15 protein-coding genes and 2 pseudogenes are annotated in these 17,473 nt (G+C 38.4%); 2 read left to right on the top strand and 15 right to left on the bottom strand.

Annotation, left to right across the window (positions count from 1 at the left end):
* Nucleotides 1-16: 16 nt before the first annotated feature.
* From MKL35_RS03970 to MKL35_RS03925, 10 genes and pseudogenes are all read right to left on the bottom strand, one after another.
* A pseudogene (locus MKL35_RS03970) lies at nucleotides 17-768 on the bottom strand (IS5 family transposase).
* Between the two features lie 86 nt (nucleotides 769-854).
* Nucleotides 855-980: a YHYH domain-containing protein gene (locus tag MKL35_RS03965; protein ID WP_016541229.1), complete on the bottom strand. Its 126-nt coding sequence runs from the start codon at nucleotides 978-980 to the stop codon at nucleotides 855-857.
* An 89-nt stretch (nucleotides 981-1,069) separates the two neighbouring features.
* On the bottom strand, nucleotides 1,070-2,377 hold the full coding sequence (locus MKL35_RS03960; RefSeq protein ID WP_004885568.1) for an MFS transporter: 1,308 nt from the start codon (nucleotides 2,375-2,377) through the stop codon (nucleotides 1,070-1,072).
* 80 nt (nucleotides 2,378-2,457) lie between these two features.
* Nucleotides 2,458-3,096, bottom strand: coding sequence for a hypothetical protein (locus MKL35_RS03955; RefSeq protein WP_004828381.1), 639 nt, complete (start codon nucleotides 3,094-3,096; stop codon nucleotides 2,458-2,460).
* A gap of 11 nt (nucleotides 3,097-3,107) precedes the next feature.
* Nucleotides 3,108-3,821 carry a HupE/UreJ family protein gene (locus tag MKL35_RS03950; protein ID WP_004885567.1) on the bottom strand — a complete coding sequence of 238 codons (714 nt, stop codon included), beginning with the start codon at nucleotides 3,819-3,821 and terminating at the stop codon, nucleotides 3,108-3,110.
* Between the two features lie 5 nt (nucleotides 3,822-3,826).
* The gene (locus MKL35_RS03945; RefSeq protein ID WP_004885566.1) at nucleotides 3,827-4,198 is read right to left on the bottom strand and encodes a hypothetical protein; all 372 of its coding nucleotides are present in this window, start codon (nucleotides 4,196-4,198) and stop codon (nucleotides 3,827-3,829) included.
* 11 nt (nucleotides 4,199-4,209) lie between these two features.
* Complete coding sequence (locus MKL35_RS03940) at nucleotides 4,210-7,338, bottom strand: efflux RND transporter permease subunit (protein ID WP_208727952.1); 3,129 nt, start codon at nucleotides 7,336-7,338, stop codon at nucleotides 4,210-4,212.
* A 14-nt stretch (nucleotides 7,339-7,352) separates the two neighbouring features.
* Nucleotides 7,353-8,828 (bottom strand): efflux RND transporter periplasmic adaptor subunit, encoded by a 1,476-nt coding sequence (locus MKL35_RS03935; protein WP_004885562.1) that lies wholly within the window; start codon nucleotides 8,826-8,828, stop codon nucleotides 7,353-7,355.
* A 10-nt stretch (nucleotides 8,829-8,838) separates the two neighbouring features.
* Complete coding sequence (locus MKL35_RS03930) at nucleotides 8,839-10,038, bottom strand: TolC family protein (RefSeq protein ID WP_004885559.1); 1,200 nt, start codon at nucleotides 10,036-10,038, stop codon at nucleotides 8,839-8,841.
* 47 nt (nucleotides 10,039-10,085) lie between these two features.
* Complete coding sequence (locus tag MKL35_RS03925; protein ID WP_005085372.1) at nucleotides 10,086-10,541, bottom strand: hypothetical protein; 456 nt, start codon at nucleotides 10,539-10,541, stop codon at nucleotides 10,086-10,088.
* A 96-nt stretch (nucleotides 10,542-10,637) separates the two neighbouring features.
* Here MKL35_RS03925 and MKL35_RS03920 point away from each other — a divergent pair.
* Together MKL35_RS03920 and MKL35_RS03915 are read left to right on the top strand one after the other, a co-directional pair.
* A pseudogene (locus MKL35_RS03920) lies at nucleotides 10,638-10,898 on the top strand (integrase core domain-containing protein); the annotation flags it as partial.
* Nucleotides 10,899-10,979: 81 nt separating this feature from the next.
* Nucleotides 10,980-12,935, top strand: coding sequence for an alkyl/aryl-sulfatase (locus MKL35_RS03915; protein WP_000693745.1), 1,956 nt, complete (start codon nucleotides 10,980-10,982; stop codon nucleotides 12,933-12,935).
* Nucleotides 12,936-13,495: 560 nt separating this feature from the next.
* Here the strand turns inward: MKL35_RS03915 and MKL35_RS03910 are convergent.
* From MKL35_RS03910 to MKL35_RS03890, 5 genes are all read right to left on the bottom strand, one after another.
* A complete protein-coding gene (locus MKL35_RS03910; RefSeq protein ID WP_004885555.1) occupies nucleotides 13,496-13,798 on the bottom strand; it encodes a hypothetical protein in 303 nt (100 codons plus the stop codon).
* 115 nt (nucleotides 13,799-13,913) lie between these two features.
* The gene (locus MKL35_RS03905; protein WP_004885553.1) at nucleotides 13,914-14,297 is read right to left on the bottom strand and encodes a hypothetical protein; all 384 of its coding nucleotides are present in this window, start codon (nucleotides 14,295-14,297) and stop codon (nucleotides 13,914-13,916) included.
* 28 nt (nucleotides 14,298-14,325) lie between these two features.
* Complete coding sequence (locus tag MKL35_RS03900) at nucleotides 14,326-15,087, bottom strand: hypothetical protein (protein ID WP_005085375.1); 762 nt, start codon at nucleotides 15,085-15,087, stop codon at nucleotides 14,326-14,328.
* A 23-nt stretch (nucleotides 15,088-15,110) separates the two neighbouring features.
* Nucleotides 15,111-16,694, bottom strand: coding sequence for a CAP domain-containing protein (locus MKL35_RS03895; protein WP_005085377.1), 1,584 nt, complete (start codon nucleotides 16,692-16,694; stop codon nucleotides 15,111-15,113).
* A gap of 30 nt (nucleotides 16,695-16,724) precedes the next feature.
* On the bottom strand, nucleotides 16,725-17,333 hold the full coding sequence (locus MKL35_RS03890) for a hypothetical protein (RefSeq protein WP_004682119.1): 609 nt from the start codon (nucleotides 17,331-17,333) through the stop codon (nucleotides 16,725-16,727).
* Nucleotides 17,334-17,473 lie beyond the last annotated feature (140 nt).

Below are 17,473 nucleotides of genomic sequence, written 5' to 3'. Positions count from 1 at the left end.
TAGGGTCTGTTGAGAATTACCGAGAGTTAATTAAACTCGCGCACAATTGAATCATGGCTTCAAAACTCGTATCTGTTTTACAACTACGCATCGCTATACGTTTAAATTCTTTTAACTTACAGAAATAGTTTTCAATGAGATGACGCCATTTATACATAATCGTATCAAATGCTCTCATTACTTTTCGATTAGATTTAGGTGGGATCACCACTTTCACTTTACGTTCATTGAGTTCTTGGATGAGCCAATCTGCATCAAATGCTTTATCCGCTAGTAATGCCTGAAAATCAACATCTTCGATTAAAGGTTTGGTTTCTACTAAATCGTGATATTGACCAGGCATTAATCGAAACTTAATGAGGTTGCCTAGACTATCCACTAAGGCAAGAATTTTACAGGTCATTCCACCTCGAGATCTACCTATAGACTGTTTGAAAGTCCCCCTTTTGCACCTTGCCCATGTCGATGAACTTTAACAATCGTTCCATCAATCATGGCGTATTCCAAATCAACATCTTCATTTACAGATGCAAAAATAGTTTCAAATACACCAGCTTTCACCCAATCACGGTATCTTTTAAAGACGGTATTCCATTTACCAAAATGAGCAGGTAGATCACGCCATGGACTGCCTGTACGGGCAATCCAAAGGACTGCTTCTAAAAATAATCGATTATCTTTTCCACTACGACCTCGATCGGTCACTTTACCTAGGCAAAAAGGTTCCATTTTTGCCCATTGGGCATCAGTAAGTATGTATCTATCCATAGTACTATTATAAATTAATCAGTTGCCTTTGTTAATTCTCAACAAACCCTAATAAAAAAGGAAGCTAAGCTTCCTTTTTTGTACCATTAGTGGCAGTGACGATCCCCTGTCTTGCTATTCGTATGGCAGCCTGAAGAATCCGTACCACCTGAATGAGCAAAAGCATTTGTTACCGCAAGCCCCATTAAACATACAAAGATTAGTTTTTTCATGTTGTTCACCTTTTTTATTGAACGATAAAACAAGTTTGAAATTGTACAACAAATAAACGGGTTACTTCTAAGCCATTAGTCGAAAAGAATTATTTAGGCCACTTTTGATGATAGTCATCAATCACATACTCATGCACATGTACACCATTGACTTGGTGCTGAACCACATGATCGTGGTCTGCGGGTAAATCATCATGGCTATGTGCTAGAAAATCTTCATCTTTAGTTGTCCATAAACGTAATGCAAGAATGAGAGCAATAATCGCAATAACAGCCATCGGAATAAAAGTCTGTAATGTGCCTATATTGGTACTTAACCATCCAACTAATGGATAAGTAATTAACCAACAAGCATGAGAGAAAGCAAATTGGGCAGCAAACAATGACGTTCTATTCTCACTCGATGCAGACTTGCGAATTAAACGGCCTGTAGGTGTTTGTGAAACAGAATATCCAATACCAAGTACAAACCAGAGTGCAAGCAAACCATTATAGGATGTAATGAAATAACCACTTAACAGCCCGATTACAAGAATTGTTGTACCAGTCAACATAACTGATCGATCAGGAAATTTATCCAATATCTTTGGCAAAACAAAAGCCGATAACATTGATCCAAGACCAAATAAACCAAATGCCCATGTCGTTGCATTTTCAGTAAGTTTAAATGTCGATTGAACCAGTACAACAGTATTTACAATCACAACCGCACTCGCCGATGCAATTGCTAGATTTAAAGCAAGCAAAGCCTTAAGTCTTGGCGTATTAAAATAAATTTTAGCTCCCTGCTTTATACGACTATAAACACCTCTAAATTCAGGTACTTTGGCAACTGGTAATTTTGCACTTACTACAAACAAAGCAGAACCGATAAAACCCAATACTGTTCCTAAAAACAGATTATGGTAGCTCATGACAGTGAGTAAGAAACCTGCCAGCATTGGACTGATAATATTTTCCAAATCATAGGCTAAGCGAGACAATGACAAAGCATTGGTATAGTCTTTTTCTTCAGGAAGAACATCTGGAATCATTGCCTGAAATGTTGGTGTAAATGCAGCAGAAGCAGATTGCAAAATAAAAATGAGAATATAAATTTGCCAAATTTGCGTCACAAACGGTAGACACAATGCTGTTAATGCTCGAATAACATCTAGTCCAACCAATACTTGTTTTCTTGGTAATCTCTCAGCAAATGCAGATGCTATAGGTGCTACACCGATATAAGCAATCATCTTAATTGCCAATGCAATACCGAGAACTTGGGCTGCGTCTCCCTTTGCAATATCGTATGCCTGTAAAGCTAGGGCGATTGTGATTAACCCCGTTCCGATTAGCGCTATTACTTGGGCCAAAAACAAATGCCGATATGTTGTGTTTTTTAGTACTTCTAGCATCTTATGGATTCCTTTTAGAACCTGACTTCTTTAGCAATTGAATCTCCTTGGAATATTATTCCAAGGAGATTGATCAAAACTTAAAAGACTTTCTTCATTTCACTAAACTGCCCTTCTACAAGTAGAGTTACAGTCACTGGATTTTCAGTACGGTTACGCCAGAACCAACCATGTTTGCCATCAAAAGCTGCCTTTAAGACGCCCTGCTGAGTTGTCTCATTCTTTCCTTTACCATAGCCATGATAGAACCCTTTAGGAGCATTCACTGGATCACCATGAGTATCATAGTTAAGACCGCCTCCTACTGCTTTCCAATCAAAGTTGACACTTGCACTTTGTGGCATTGTCAGTTTCACTTCGGTTGCTTGGCCCGGTTTAAGCTCAATACTAATGCTCTCTTTATTAATAGCAGGCATAATCATTTGAGCATTATCAGCTGCCGTTTGAGTCGAAGTTTCCACTGATATTTGTTCAACACTATTCACTGCCTGTGCAGCATTGATACCATTTTCTGACTCTTCAGCTAGTGATTGTTTGATTTCTCCCATTTTCGTTAAACCAAGCACTTTACCCATACCTGTCGGATCAATTGCATACTCCGCAGGCATGACACAGGTAACTAGCACAACAACAGCACTTACGGCAGCAATTGCTGTTGATTTAATTAACTTTTTTGATGAAGGTAATTCGATATCTTTTGGAATTTCAGCGTTATACATAATTTAGATCCTTATTGAGTAATGAAGCCAGTAAGTTGATAGCCAACAAGTAAAAAACCGAGAAACATGAGGAAGACATTGCTTTGATAAGCTGTTTTAAAGAAATAAGGTGTCTTTCTCCAAAACGTCATTAATAACAAGATGATGCACAGAGCCATAAACTGACCTAATTCAACCCCAATATTGAATGAGATTAAATTTGCCAACAGTCCATCACTCGGAACTTCATATTCCTGAATTTTTACTGCGAGTCCAAAACCATGAATCAGACCAAAAATTAAAGTCGCGATTTTCGTGTTTGGTTGAAAACCAAACCAACGTTGATAAGCCCCCAAGTTATCAAGAGCCTTATAAACAATTGAAAAACCAATGATTGCATCGATGATGTAGGCGTTTATCGAGATGTTGTAATAAACACCTACCAGCATCGTAATCGAATGCCCAAGTGCAAATAGGCTGACGTATAAGCCGATATCTTTCATTCGATATAAAAAGAAGATAATGCCAACAAGAAATAATAGATGGTCATATCCAGTGACCATATGCTTCGCACCCAAATAGATGAATGGAATTACTTGAACGCCATAAATTTCTTGAATATAGCCCTTATCACCTTCTGCTACTCCATGAGCAAAAAGTGTAGGACTTACCAATGTAATGAATAAAGCAAGTAATAGCTTTATGTAAGCACTTAATTTCACAATGTGTGAAGCAATAATTTGCATGTATATCAAACTCCAAAATTTAAAATGAATTGAAAATCCATTAACTTTTTGGGCGGTTTAAAAATACGACTCACCATCAGATAAACATATTCTTTTGACCAATCTAGAATCGATATCCCCTTTAAGAGATGGGCTAAAGCGGTCGATTTAAGTGCGTCATAGCCAACAAAATGTTCATAGTAATTATCTTGGTGACTATGTGAATGTTGTTGACTTATCTCATGATGGTGAGAGTGAATTGCATCAATTGAAACGTGTCTCTGAAATTCATTTACAGTTACATGCTCATTAAAGTGCAAACATAAAGCGAGACTGATCATGCAGACTAGCCACATCATCACAAATTTGCTTTGTTTATCTCGCAATATATTTGTCATTAAAGATGCCCCTAAACAACCTGTTCAGCAGCATCGTTTGATTTTCTTGACCTACCTTGGTTAAACCACACATATAAGGTTGGCAAAATAATCAAAGTCAGTAAGGTTGATGAAATAATCCCACCAATAACGACAGTTGCAATTGGGCGCTGAACTTCAGAGCCAATGCCTACGTTTAAGGCCATCGGAATAAAACCTAATGAAGCGACCAAAGCTGTAATCAACACGGGACGGAGTCTTTCCATTGCACCATGTTTCACTGCATCAATGACACTTTCACCTTGAACTCTAAGTCGCTGAATGGCTGAAACAAGAACCAAACCATTCAGCACAGCAACACCCGATAAGGCAATGAAACCCACAGCCGCAGAAATGGAGAATGGGATATCACGTAGTGCTAAAGCAATCACACCACCTGTTAGTGCAAATGGCACACCTGTGAATACCAAGATACTGTTTCTAATATTACCTAAAGCCATATAGATCATGGCAAAGATCAGAATTAAAGCAATCGGTACTACAACCATAAGACGATTTGAAGCAGATTCCATTTGCTCAAACGTACCGCCCCAAGTCAGCCAATAACCATCTGGTAATTTAAAATCAGCAGTCAGCTTAGATTGTGCTTCTGAAATGTAACTACCAATATCAGTTCCACGAACATTTGCTGTAATGACGATACGACGTTTACCATTTTCGCGAGAAATCTGGTTTGGTCCTTGAACATTTTTTAACTCGATCAATTCTGATAAAAGAACACTCGAACCATCAGCTAAACTCACAGGAATCTGATAAAGCTTCTCTAGGTCTGTTACCGAGTTTTGGTCCATGCGTACCACAATGTCGAACTTTCGATCTCCTTCAAACACCTTACCTGCTGTCTCGCCTGTAATTAGACTAGAAACCTGTTTTTGCACATCCTCTGCATCAAGCCCATAGTTGGCAATCATGTCTTTTTTCAGCTCAACAGAAACCATGGGTAAACCAGACATCTGTTCGACTTTAAGATCAGCAGTACCATTGACTCCCTCTAAAATCTTAGCGGCAGCGTTTGCTGATTCAAGTAACTGTTCCAAATCATCACCATAAATTTTTACGGCAACATCGGTTCTGACACCTGAAATAAGTTCGTTAAAACGCATTTGAATCGGCTGTGTAAACTCATAATTGTTTCCATATACGCCTTTAGATACGCGTTCAATTTCAGCAACAACCGCAGACTTTTCCTTATCAGGATTAGGCCACTGACTACGAGGTTTCAGCATGACAAAGTTATCTGCAACGTTAGGTGGAACAGGATCAGTCGCAATTTCAGCAGTCCCTACTTTGGCAAAAATAGTCTGAACTTCTGGAATTTTCTTAATCTCTTTTTCTAACGTGTATTGCATTTCAATTGCTTGAGTCAACGACGTGCCAGGGATACGCAAAGCATGTAGTGCCACATCTCCCTCATCCAAGGAAGGTATAAACTCTGAACCTAAACGAGTCGAAAGACTTGCACTAAAAACAAAGAAAATAGAGACAAAAGCAATTAGCAAATATCTGTGATTTAAAGACCAATCTAAAATTGGGTTATAAAACCTTTTGATACCATGAACGATTTTTGACTCTTCTTCTTTAATTTCACCGGTAGTGACCAATGCCACCATTGCAGGGACAAACGTAATTGAAAGTATCATTGCTGCCACTAAAGCCATAACCACTGTTGCAGCCATTGGTGTAAACATCTTTCCTTCAACACCAGTCAAAGTCATTACAGGTAGATACACCAAGATAATGATCAATTGACCATAGAGAATCGCTTTGCGGGATTCTTTAGTCGCCTCAAACACAGTCGTAAAGCGTTCTTGCCTTGTTAAAACTCGCCCAAGCTCTTTTTGTTTAATTGCCAACTTTGCTAAGGAAGCCTCAACAATTACAACAGCACCATCTACAATAATCCCGAAATCTAGTGCCCCAAGACTCATAAGGTTTGCACTAATTTTTTGGTTCACCATACCTGTGATTGTCATCAGCATGGATAATGGAATAACTAGAGCTGTAATCAGCGCAGTACGGAAATGACCAAGAAATACAAACAGAACAACGATTACTAGAATCGCACCTTCTAAAAGATTCTTTTTCACCGTCTGTATCGTTGCATCAACCAAAGTTGTACGGTTATAGACCGCTTTTGCTTCTACACCTTCTGGTAATGATTTTTGAACTTGCTGTAGTTTTTGATCAACAGCATGAGCAACATTTCGTGAGTTCTCACCGATAAGCATGAATGCTGTACCCAGTACAATTTCTTGCCCATCTTTAGTTGCGGCACCTGTACGTAATTCGTGACCAATAGATATTTTGGCAACATCTTTCAATCTGAGGATATAACCATTGCTCGTCGTAATCGGGATATTCTGGATTTGCTCAATTGAGTTAATTTGAGAATCAGAACGAATCAAATACTGTTCACCATTTTTCTCAATATACCCCGAGCCTTTATTCATGCTGTTCTTAGAGATAGCCTCTAAAATCGCCTTCTGATCCAGCCCTATGCTACGTAAATAAGCATAATCAGGTTGAACTACAAATTGTTTGAGATAACCACCAATGGTATTGATTTCATTAACACCCTCTACATTTCGAAGCTGAGGTTTAATCACCCAGTCTTGTAAGGTGCGTAATTCCGTTGGTGAAAGTGGATTAGGATTGTTCTTGGCATTTTCAACGGTATACATGAAGATTTCGCCAAGTCCTGTAGAAACAGGCCCCATAGAAGTTGCAATTCCAACGGGAAGATTTGGTGTCACCCCTTGTAGCTTCTCATTCACTAATTGTCGGGCAAAATAAATATCCGTCCCTTCTTTGAAAATTGCCGTCACTTGTGACAGGCCATACCGAGAGACTGATCGGGTATAGTCTAAATTTGGAATACCAGCCAAAGCCGTTTCAATAGGATAAGTCACCTGAGACTCCATCTCCATTGGAGAGAGTCCTTGAGCTTCACTATTAATCTGAACTTGTACATTCGTAATATCGGGAACAGCATCAATTGGTAGCTTAAAATAGTTATAAGCCCCCAATGCACCGACAAATAGGAATACGATGAGTACAAGCCAACGATTCTTAATCGAGAGTTTAACAATCTGATCAAACATATTCGCTACTCCCCTTAATGGTCATGAGTAGCGCCAGATTTACCTAGCTCTGCTTTTAAAAGATATGAATTTCCTGCGGCATAAACCTGTCCTATTCGTAATCCAGATTTAACTTCCACATACCCATTGTATTTATCGCCAAGCTCCAGAGGTCGAGCTTCAAAATCGTTACCAACACGAATGAATACCACGTCCCAATCACGGAAATTCTGTAACGCATCTTCACGTACAACCATTGGCTTTTGACTTTGATTTTCAAAAATTTGAGCCGTGATTAACTGTCCAGAACGCCACTTAAACTGATTTGGTATCTCAATAAATACCTTCGCTGTACGTGTTTTAGTATCGATGACATCACTAATATATTTGATCTTGCCCAATGCCTCTTCTGTGCCTGTCGGACTTTGAGGTTTAACTTTGACTCTGTTTGTAGGGTTTATAGCATTAAGCTTGTCAGCAGGAACATTTACTACCGCCAAGAGTTGCGAAGTATTTGCGATTTTAAAAATAGGGGTTGAAGAGCTTACATTAGATCCAACAGCACCAAGGATTTCTAATATTGTTCCTGACATTGCTGCACGAACTTCAACTGTTCCATTACCTGAACCGCCATAAGAGCTTATTAAGTTATTCAACTCATTTGCACGAGTTTGAGCAGCATCAAAATCTCTCTTTGCAGAAATATAATCAATCTCAGGTGATACACGCTTTTGCCATAATGCTCGTTCTTGTTCCATTTTTTGTCGAGCAAACTGTAGAGTATCCAAAGCAACTTTACGATCCGCATTCAAACGAATTAAATCTTGGCTTTGGACAACAGCAAGTAAGTCTCCTTGACTTACTTTATCCCCAATATTACGGTAGGTTTTTATCAGTGTTCCACTGGCTTTTGGTGCAACAAGGCTTTCAAAATTATCAGGAAACTTCAACTCACCTTTCAGTTCCAAAGCATTTTCAAACATCATTGGTTCAACTTTTAAGAGCTCTAAACCACTGCTCTTAATACTACTGTCTAACATGGTGACACGACCTTCTTTCGTATCCCACTTCCAAGTATGTTTTTTCCCTTGATAATCGACATTTACAACCATTAAAAACGAATGTGGCTCATAGACAATTTCATTTCCAATCAAGTAATCACTCTCTGGTTTAAATTGAATATTTTGCTCAGCATCTAAACGCTTAATGTATATATTCGCTTTTAAGTCTTCAGGTTTAAGCGGCTTGTCATTCAAATACCCATAAACACGGAGGTGTGGTTCCACTCCTTCTTCAAATATCTTAACCTCAGCAGAGAAATCTCCATCTCGATACAACCGACCACCGTGAGGTCCTTTCTCATCTCCAGCTACAGCTACTTTTTCTTCGGCGACCTCACCATGTCCACTCACTTGTGTCTTATTACCGGTTTTATACCAAGCAATAGCACATAAGACGATAAGTAAGGCAACGACACCAGTTGCAATCAATGTATTGGTTTGTTTATTCATATTCTTGCCCTTATTCTTGATCTAAATGAGTAATGTAGTTGCGCTCGACTTCTGCAATTTCTGTCTGCAAAGCCAACCACAAATCGAATCGAGCAAGATGTTTGTCTAGCCAAATTTGCTTGATGTTATTGAACTCAAGTAAAGAGTTTTTCCCTGCTTGGTAACCCATCTCTGCAATTCGCAGGCTTTCATTTGTTGCGGGCAAAACGGTTTGATCATATTGCTTAATCGCATCAATTAAATTGGAAACCTCAATAGATTTGTTTTCCAATTCAATTTTAGAGTTACGACTCAAAAGCATAGACTGTGTTTCTGCTTTCGTATGCTCTGCTTGAGCAATCGCAATATTGCCCTTATTTCGATTAAAGATATTGAGGGGTATTGACGTTGAAACTTGGAAGACTTTGTCATTGGTTTCTTGGTAGTTCCTAACCCCGACTCCCAAAGTAATATCTGGTATTGCTTCTTTGCGGGCCAGTTCAAACTGAGTCTTTTTCAGCTTCGAACTCAGCGTTGCTTCTTGCTCAGACAAACTTATTTTGTTTGTGAAATTAAAGCTTAACGGAACCTCCAATGCATTACTTGGCAGGTTGGAAGTGAACTTAGAACACAGATTTTTCTGGAACTGAATCTTCTTCACTTCATTTTGATGGCGCAATTTCGACTCAGATGAAAGTGCTATGCTTAGCTGAGCATCGGAAGGAATTACTCGCCCGTACTTAAGCCGTTCGGAAAGAACGTTAGCTTGTCTGGCATTCAATTTACTCTCAGAAGAATAAATTTCAGCACGCTGAGTAGCTACATACCAATTCGCCATACAGATTCTTAAATCTGCTTTGAGTTCAGCCTGACGCTTTGCTATTTCGAACTGATTACGATCACCTTGAAAACTCGCAATCTGTTTTCTCAAGGAAAGTTTATTACTAAGAGGAATCTCTTGTGACAGTCCCAATAAGGTTGTTGGGCCATCCAAATCCTTCAGTTTAGAATTACCGAGATTATCCAACTCCACATTGAAAGTCGGATTATTTAATCTACCAGCAAACTTTTGATTAATTTCATAAGCTTGCTCGGACTGCTTTAAGCTATTGAGTACAGCATCACTTGCGATTACCTGCTTTTGTAGTTCAGCATAATTCGTTTCTGCGAATACATTTGCTGCTGTTGCTACAAATCCACAGGTAAGAAATATCTGATATTTTTTAGACATGACTTTACCTATACAAAAAAATTAAAATTAATTTTTGTATAGAAAAATCAATTATGTAGGACGATTAAGTTTTTAGAGTAGGTATAAGAATTACTAAATACTAGAGGGGATCGCCGCTTTAAAAAGGCTCGATAAATAGGCTTTTCAAAAAGCTGGAAAAAGAATAAAACTAGTGGAAGTGCGAAACTCAGAATAAAGACTGGATCTATGCTTAGATCACTATCAGAAGAAATTGGTTTTACTGAATGATGATAAATTGGCTCATCAATGTTCTTCCAGCTATGTGCTTCAGCGTCATGATCAGTAGAGTTTTTAAGAGAATCACTATAATGCTGCAAAGACCAATGACTTGATGCATCATCCTCAACGACAATACTTAACTCATGTTGGTGTTCAATATTCTCAAGTAAGACAGGCGCCCACGCATGAACTCCGGTAATTGTTATCGTAAACAAAAACAGGATAAATGCGAGTATAAGCTTAGACAACCTACTTGAACGCATAGCGATGGAAATACTACTGATTTGCTAACAAAATACTAAAAAGTTTTATTAAAGTAAATCTCTCTCCTCAACATTTGAGAATGAATATGTTCGAAACTATTGAAATCAAATGACATCCAAATCAGCATGGATGGTAAAGGTCGATGGGTTGATAATGTGATGGTTGAACGATTATGGCGGAGCGTTAAATATGAAGAGGTGTATCTCAAAGCCTACAGCAATGTTTTGGATGCGAAGAAGCAATTAAACGCATATTTTGAATTTTATAATTTGAAACGACCTCATTCGAGTCTGGACAAAATGACTCCAGATGAGTTTTACTATGACCAGCTACCACAACAAAATAAGGTAGCTTAACTAGAGCAGAGTATCACTTATAAATAAGCTTTTAGTTGTTCAAACATGTGGGACCACCTCTATTTAAAAAAAGGAAAGAAGATGAAAATTAAGTTTTTAACAGTTTCATTGATGCTTATTCTGCCATTTTCTGTTTTTGCAGCAAATACTGTAGTAGAAAAAGCGGTCATTGAATCAAATAATACATATAAGGCGAAGTATAACTTAGAGGATATGACTGAGTTTAATCAGGCTCAAAAGGGCTTTATTGCCAAGCCAACAGGTCAAATTAAAAGTGAGAAAGGCAATGTTATCTGGGATTTTGATGCATTTAGTTTTTTACAAGATCAAGCACCAAATACCGTTAATCCCACTCTATGGCGACAAGCAAAATTAAACAACAATGTTGGGCTATTTAAAGTAACAGATCGAGTTTGGCAAATTCGTGGTTTTGATTTGGCAAATATGACCATCATTCAGGGTGATACTGGCTGGATTATTGTGGATACATTAACCTCTAAAGAAACGGCTGAAGCAGCACTTAAATTTGCTAGACAGCATTTAGGTGAGCAAAAAATTTCAGCCATTATCTTTACCCATAGCCATATCGATCATTTTGGTGGTGCATTAGGCGTTCTTTCTAGCGAAGAAATTAACGCTAGAAAAACTCCAATTATTGCGCCAAAAGGCTTTATGGAAGAAGCGACCAGTGAAAATGTGATGGCAGGTTCAGCCATGATACGTCGTGCGACTTATATGTATGGAACTTTTCTACCTAAAAATGCGGAAGGATTGGTGGATACAGGTTTAGGTAAGGCTGTTGCTGTGGGAAAAATGGGCATCCTTGAGCCTACACAACTGATCACTCAACCAGAACAGAAAATGACGGTTGATGGCTTGGATTTTGTGTTTTATAACGTGCCGGGTTCAGAAGCACCAGCAGAATTAACGTTCTCTATCCCATCATTGAAACTTTATAACGGCGCAGAAATTCTATCTCATACCATGCATAATCTTTATACCCTTCGGGGTGCTAAAGTCCGTGATGCCTTAAAATGGGTGGGCTATCTAGACCAAGCAATGCAGCATGCCAAAGCATCCGATGTATTGATTGCACAGCATCATTGGCCTGTCTGGGGCAATGACAATATTCAAGATTTTATTAAAACCCAGCGAGATGTTTATAAGTTCACGCATGATCAGACGGTGAGATATATGAACTCTGGTTTTAATGGCGCTGAAATTGCCGAAAAAATTAAGCTTCCAGCGGCACTTGATCAAAAACTATATGCTCATGGCTATTATGGAACCCTAAAACATAATGTAAAAGCAGTATACCAATATTATATGGGATGGTTCGATGCCCATCCTTCCAATTTAGATCCATTACCCCCTAAAGCTGTTGCAAAAAAATATATTGAGTTAGCAGGTGGGGAGAACAATGCATTGAAAAATGCGCGGGATGCCTACGCTCAAGCTGACTATAGATGGGCTGCCGAGATTTTAAAACATATTGTGTTGAATAACCCTCAAAACCAACAAGCAAAAGACTTATTGGCGAATACTTATCGTCAATTGGGCTATGCTGCTGAGGCTTCAACTTGGCGTAATTTCTTTTTGGTGGGCGCTCAAGAGCTACAAAATAATGTACCCCTACAAAATACTTCTGATCCGAGTGATTTATTGATTCATACACCAACTGAAAGATTTCTTGAAGCTATGGCGACAAATTTAGATGTGGAAAATTTAAAAAATGAAAACCAGTGTATCAATCTGGTTTTGTCGGATACCAAAGAGCATTTTTCATTATGGGTTGAAAACTCAGTCATGCAGTTTAAGCGTTATGATGAAAGTAAAGATTTGGCATTGGATTGCCCTACATTAACCTTAACCAAGCCCTTATATCTAAAAATGATTACAGGTCAAATAGAAGGGGTAAAAGTCCTGCTTTCTAAAGACAGTAAAGTCAAAGGTAATCCACTGAAAATTGGAAAATTCTTTGCAATGTTTAAACGTCCAGATTCAATTTTCCCGATTGTGACTCGACCAAATGGCTAAGCTCAAATAAGTAAAGTCGAAACTTAAATTAATAGATCCAAAGAAATGGGTGAAATTATCAACTTGGTTCTCCCAATCTTATAACAGGAATACAAGAAATTATTTCTTGTATTCCTCTTTAAAATTAAAAGTAAGCTATATGTATTTTAACTCTATTGATACTTTATTAAATGGTTTTTGAATTTTTATACTTTATTTTCGATGGAGATATTTTTATTAGTAGCTTGTTTAAAAAAGATTTGTTTATTTTTCTATTAATTGCTTCTAAATAATAACTTCAATATTTTTGTGGTTAAAAGGCAAGGGGGTATTATGATGTGTTTTTTATTGAAAATAAGCTTTTATATTACCAATATCAGCAAAAGGAGTATGAATAAGCTCAAATCCGATCTATCTAATACTTACCCATTTTTTAGGGCAGCTATTAAGCTAAATTTGAGCTAAGTTTTCTACAGTCGTCAAATCATCCGCTACTGCTAGATAAGTATGTAATTATTAAATTCGGCATTAAGCAAAAAATAAGGGAAAAACTATTCCTTTATTTTTAGATAAAATAAATTTTAGGCAACATCCTCTTTAAAGTACTGATGCTTTCTTTTGGAATTATGCTTCCAGCTTTTAGCTACCTTGTAGACTGAAGATGGAAGATCATCCCATTCTTCTGGCAAACCAGAACCTCGTGCAACACGAAGTTTTAAAGGATAATCCTTATATTCGATCAAATGAAAAAAATAGAAACTACGTTCTGGATATGTACTGAACTTTTTAAAATAAGCATTCCTCATATGGGGATATCGTTTTCGGATACCATCATTAGGATCGATTTTTACAGGGCGCTGGTACTGAAATTTCAGCTTTTGCATATTACCTCCTAGTTTAAATTATCTAGAAGGGATCCTCTGCGTAGTAATTCATGTTTTAAAAACCTCTGGTCAATTATCGCTTTAGCTTTATATATTTAGCCTACCTTAGATCAAGCTATTTAAAATAATAGCCTAGCGTATCGTCTTTTGAATCTCCCCACCCCGTCCATATCTGGGTCAATTTTACATAATGCTGATTAACGCTTTGAACTTTATATAAATAGCTACGTGGTGGAGAAATATTATTCGTTCGTACTTTCTCAATTAGAATAAAGGTCTTGTCATCTAGCCATTTTACTCGAAGTGGTAAAGGATCTTGGCATTGCCCCATTTCGGCATACATTGCTGCGTCCTTACCATTTTTGGCAAAAGATAATCCCGCACATTCGGTATCTGGCAAATCTAAGACCAGACGCTTTCCTACTAGGCTTTCTTTTGCACCAGCACAAGCTAGTGTTGAAAGACTTAAACATAATCCTGCGAATATTAATTTTTTCATTTGATTTGACTCTTTATTTATTTGGAAGTTAAAACACATTGTCAATAAAGCCACACTGTAAAATGTGTTGTGAAGAATTGACTGGGTTGTCATAAAGACTGATAAAAGCAATCATATCATTCAGATAAGAAGTGTCACGTTTATAGGGCTGGCTATAAATATAAATCTGTTTGGGTGTATAGATCTTTTGATTTTGGAAGACTTCGCCATTAAAGACCTTTAAATGTGGATATTGCTGAAAGACTTTTTGGGTTTTACTTCTATTTTGATCATCATGCATAGAAGCTTTATCCCACTGCTGTTTAAAGCTTTTGAATTGCTGCCCTGTATGGCGACTGAATTTAATATTTAATCCGCTCTCAATTTTTTGTTTAGTTGTGGCGATGTCATCTCGACGATAGATCGATGTACTTGCTCCTGCAACACTGACATGCATTGAGGTCTCAATGCGTTGAATCGGATTGCTTTTGTTTCTAGGACGATAGACGGTTGTTTCAGGGCAGTCCTGACAGAAATTTTCATCGTCTGAATCATCGATAATGGTCGTCTCTTGCTTGCTATATTGCTTTTGAAATTGTTTCTGAAGTTTGGCGATCGCTGGTGTTGGTATATCTGCCCTGTCACCCAACGCCAGTTGGTTATTAAAAGATTGTTCATTTTCAGTCCAATCCAGACAGGATAAGCCTTGCTCCAGTGTTAAAGATGAGGCAGAAATAGGTTGAGCCGTCGCGGTGTGTATCATGAGCAGCGAGATACTCGTGACAAGAAATTCTTTAATCATACATCTCATTTTGTTGTTGTCCTTATTTTCGCTTACCGATCATTCACGTTAAACCAGTAGGAATATTCTTTAGGCTGACCATTCACCAAGACATTGCTGAGTTTGACATCGTAGATCACGTTCAGTTTCAAATCGTCGAAGTTAAATTGGATATGGTTGGGAACACCGATATTTTCATAGCGTATATTGCTGATCTTCTGTTTAGCTCCACTACTTCGTTCAGTGACTACAACAGTGGCTTTGGCGTAATCCACATTTCGATTGGCAAAGAAATTCTTTTGATCGGTTAAAACTGAAATCGAGAGAATTGAACCCGCCATATAATATTTGGCTGGATAGTTGTGGTAGGGATAGGCAATCACACCGAGTGGTGCAGTGGTTGGATTGTCGAAGGGATAAACCACTTTGTAGGACGTACCGACCACATAAGGGAATCGGGTATCTTTAAATGATGGCGCATTAACTGAACCATACGCCGATTTTTGTAAGAAAGGATTCAGCATCCAGAGTCGATGTCCCACATCTCCAGCAAAAAGGTTTAATTTATCATGCACCATATTGGTAATGCTTTCGGCAGGTGAATAGTCATTCTTATTCTGTCTCACCCCCATCTCAAGGCTACTGGTCCTTGCACCTACCGCACCAATATCTGAATAGCAGTTTGTGTTTGATTCTGGGTAATGGGTCAAGATGTTGTTTGCAGCAAGAATCAGCGCCGTCTGCATCATCTCATCTTCATGGGCATAGTCGTATGTAATACTTGGCAGCCCATGCAAGGCACGAACCGTATTGATTTCATTTAAAAATTCATTTCTAAAATTTGCACTGAGCTTGCCTGCATAACAGTTGTTGATATCGGGTGCCTCGCTCATAGATGAAGCTTTAAATACATCAAAACTGATGGTCAGGCTCTCTGCTGCCAGTGTTTTGGTATCACCCTCCTGGGTGAGTTTAAGGGTACATGCCCCCGCACCAATCCCCTTGAGTTCTCCCAGACTATACGTACAGGTTGATGAAGAAAGGCTGCTAATCGTGACAGGTAGTTTGGCACTGGATTCCGTATCCAGTGAATACACACTCTCCGTCAGGATATATTTGATTTTTAGTGGGGTAATGGTTTGCTTGAGCTTATTCACGCACACATTATTTTCTAGATATTGCTCAGCCGCACAACTCACATTGACGGTCATGCTGCTATTCAGTGCTAGAACTTTTGCCGTCCCTGCCTGTGTCAATACCAGATTACACTGACCGACTTTATGCGCTTTAAGTTCACCGCCACTTACACTACAGATGTTGGGTGTGTTACTGCTAAACGTTACTACTAGACCTTGATCTGTTTGCAGCGATAATGGATAGCTTTGACCTTGGATCAGGTTACTCAATGAGAATGCCTGAATATTCTGCGGCGCCTTATTTCTACATGTCCCCTCTTCTAGATATTGAGTTTCAGCACAAGTTACAGGCTTAGGATTGGTACTGCCATTATTAGGATTTTCCGTTCCACCACCATTGGATGAACTGGACTCTCCTCCCGAACCACCGCCACACCCGACCATTGCTGTACTGATTGCCATCATTAGAACTGATGGCATGAACGATTTTGAAATCATCATGATTGACTGCCTTAAATTTTTATATTGTTGTTATTGATAATGATCAGCCGATAATAATTGACGGATTTCACTGGCCATTTGTGGACTACGCCATGGAAATAGAACTTTTAGGCTGTAATTCGGTTTGAATGGATCTCGTGTGCCAATATTGACTTGGAACTCACGTTTCATCGGTGTGCGATGGACCTGTTGATTGACATGCGTTCCCATCATTGGATTGCTGATCACAGTGGTCGTGGTTCTAAAATTATCTTCGACTAAGTTGTAGTGTCCAACGGAGGTGATGTAATCAAAGGGATATTTCACGAGGCGTTGATCAGGCTGATCAAACAGGATAATGGTTTTATCTTGGCTGTTAATCCAGACACCACGGTTTTGATAATTAAAAGTTTCTCCTTGACGCTTGAGTTGTTCAGTCATCCCGTCAAAGTAGGTATTTCCATATTCATAAAGATAGTAAAGAATCACAAACCAGAACAGGTCAAAGCCAAAGAAGATATAACCGAAAGCACCAAAAGAGAAGATTTTGGCAACGATGAGAAAGATCACGATGGGTAAGATCACACATTTTATAAAGAGCTTGGATTTTTGTGGACGGTGTTCAATGGGTATGATTTTGGGTTTGCTTAATTCAGTCATGGTTGTTTCCCGCATGTTCAATGCAATGCACAATCACCAGCAGATATAAAAAGGTTTATTTTTTATAGGCGTGACTTAGCCATCCACCGTTGGATTGTTCTTGTAAAAAATATTGTTTGAATACAGACGAATAATAAAAA

The sequence above is a fragment of the Acinetobacter sp. AOR41_HL genome (genome assembly GCF_027854645.1).
GTDB lineage: Bacteria > Pseudomonadota > Gammaproteobacteria > Pseudomonadales > Moraxellaceae > Acinetobacter > Acinetobacter nosocomialis.
Note: the sequence above shows the minus strand (reverse complement) of the source record. Positions and strands in the feature narration are given on the sequence as shown.

Coding starts and splice junctions, on each gene's coding strand:
- MKL35_RS03965 (WP_016541229.1), bottom strand. CDS start 980: ATGAAAAAACTAATCTTTGTATGTTTAATGGGGCTTGCGGTAACAAAT.
- MKL35_RS03960 (WP_004885568.1), bottom strand. CDS start 2,377: ATGCTAGAAGTACTAAAAAACACAACATATCGGCATTTGTTTTTGGCC.
- MKL35_RS03955 (WP_004828381.1), bottom strand. CDS start 3,096: ATGTATAACGCTGAAATTCCAAAAGATATCGAATTACCTTCATCAAAA.
- MKL35_RS03950 (WP_004885567.1), bottom strand. CDS start 3,821: ATGCAAATTATTGCTTCACACATTGTGAAATTAAGTGCTTACATAAAG.
- MKL35_RS03945 (WP_004885566.1), bottom strand. CDS start 4,198: ATGACAAATATATTGCGAGATAAACAAAGCAAATTTGTGATGATGTGG.
- MKL35_RS03940 (WP_208727952.1), bottom strand. CDS start 7,338: ATGTTTGATCAGATTGTTAAACTCTCGATTAAGAATCGTTGGCTTGTA.
- MKL35_RS03935 (WP_004885562.1), bottom strand. CDS start 8,828: ATGAATAAACAAACCAATACATTGATTGCAACTGGTGTCGTTGCCTTA.
- MKL35_RS03930 (WP_004885559.1), bottom strand. CDS start 10,038: ATGTCTAAAAAATATCAGATATTTCTTACCTGTGGATTTGTAGCAACA.
- MKL35_RS03925 (WP_005085372.1), bottom strand. CDS start 10,541: ATGCGTTCAAGTAGGTTGTCTAAGCTTATACTCGCATTTATCCTGTTT.
- MKL35_RS03915 (WP_000693745.1), top strand. CDS start 10,980: ATGAAAATTAAGTTTTTAACAGTTTCATTGATGCTTATTCTGCCATTT.
- MKL35_RS03910 (WP_004885555.1), bottom strand. CDS start 13,798: ATGCAAAAGCTGAAATTTCAGTACCAGCGCCCTGTAAAAATCGATCCT.
- MKL35_RS03905 (WP_004885553.1), bottom strand. CDS start 14,297: ATGAAAAAATTAATATTCGCAGGATTATGTTTAAGTCTTTCAACACTA.
- MKL35_RS03900 (WP_005085375.1), bottom strand. CDS start 15,087: ATGAGATGTATGATTAAAGAATTTCTTGTCACGAGTATCTCGCTGCTC.
- MKL35_RS03895 (WP_005085377.1), bottom strand. CDS start 16,694: ATGATGATTTCAAAATCGTTCATGCCATCAGTTCTAATGATGGCAATC.
- MKL35_RS03890 (WP_004682119.1), bottom strand. CDS start 17,333: ATGACTGAATTAAGCAAACCCAAAATCATACCCATTGAACACCGTCCA.